The 1,365-nt window shown below is 46.2% G+C and carries 1 protein-coding gene; it reads right to left on the minus strand.

Annotated features, from left to right (window positions below):
* Positions 1 to 266: 266 nt before the first annotated feature.
* Complete coding sequence (locus OH460_RS27290; RefSeq protein ID WP_270000189.1) at positions 267 to 1,292, minus strand: IS110 family transposase; 1,026 nt, start codon at positions 1,290 to 1,292, stop codon at positions 267 to 269.
* Between the last annotated feature and the right edge of the window lie 73 nt (positions 1,293 to 1,365).

The raw sequence follows: 1,365 nt of genomic DNA on the forward strand, positions 1-1,365 counted from the left end.
CTACATGGATTCCCCCGGTTGTCAAACATCCGCTAAACTTATGTTGATGGGTTTTGGACTGCCGCTCTACATTCGGCCTACTTATCGACGATTCGCATACGTCGTGGCCCTGATGACTTGCGCGACTGCGGTGCCTTATTCGTTAGATGACATCTAGTGTGTCCGCCGCATTAACAGGCTCTCCGCAAGTGGTCTTAACCTATCTCCATCATTAGCGTCTGCAATGACCCGGTGGGTTTAACTCTTTATGCTGCTTAAGTTTTTACTTAAGCAGCATAGTTTTCATATTCTGTTTGATTGTGTAAAAGCGACCATATAATTCGTGCGTTCTTCGCGGCAAGTGCCACTATCGCTCGGTTCATTCCTCTTCGTTCTAGAACGCCTCGACACCACTGACTTAGCTTATCTTGCTTGTCGCCAAGGTTGGCAATCACGGTCCTTGCTCCGTGAACTAATAGTGTTCGTAAGTATTTATCGCCGTGTTTGGTTATCCGACCTAAGCGTGGCTTTCCTCCCGTCGAATATTGTTTTGGTACGAGTCCTAGCCAAGCAGAGAAATCACGGCTTTTATCAAATTGAGAACCGTTGCCTATCGAAGCAAGTATCGCAGTAGCTGTTTGCGGTCCAATACCTCGAACTTTCATCACTCGTTGAACATTAGCGCTGACCTTAGCAAAAGAGTCGAAGACTTGTTCAGTATCGGCGATACGTTGATTCAACTCTCCAAGGTGGTGATAAGCATCGGCAATCACCGTTCTTGCGAGATGTGGCAGTTCATTTTCTGCATCTTCAAGCATTAAGGAAACGTGTGTCATTAATGAAGAGCGGCCAATAGGAATGATTAACCCGAACTCAGAGAGTAGGGCGCGCATGCGATTCATAAGCGCGGTGCGCTCACGAACCCAATGCTCTCTCATTCTATGTACTGATAAGATGGCTTGTTGCTCGGGGGATTTTACAGGCACAAAGCGAGTAGATGGACGCTGAACAGCTTCGCAGATAGCGACTGCATCATTAAGGTCGTTCTTCCCTTTAGTTCGATAAGGAATTACGTATTTAACGGCCATGATACGGGCGTCATGTCCCAGTTTATTGAGTGTTCTTGCCCAATAATGTGCACCACCACACGCTTCAACGCCTATACGCATGAGTGGCATATTTGCTATTGTAGTCAGTAGTTTAGAGCGAGTTACCGACTTATGAAGTATGACCTTACCATTTTGGTCTACGGCATGAAGACTGAAGTGGTTTTTAGCTAGGTCGATACCGCAGAAATAAGAATAATCAGACATGGTGCCTCCGATGCATTTAAGTACCACATAAGTGTGGCAGATCCTCAGTAGGGGGAATCCATGTCATTCGTTA

This window comes from Vibrio sp. Makdt (assembly GCF_027587015.1).
GTDB classification, from domain to species: Bacteria; Pseudomonadota; Gammaproteobacteria; order Enterobacterales; family Vibrionaceae; genus Vibrio; species Vibrio chagasii_B.

What these genes read in the sequence shown, in the direction of transcription:
- OH460_RS27290 (WP_270000189.1), bottom strand. Translation starts at nt 1,292, where the DNA reads ATGTCTGATTATTCTTATTTCTGCGGTATCGACCTAGCTAAAAACCAC.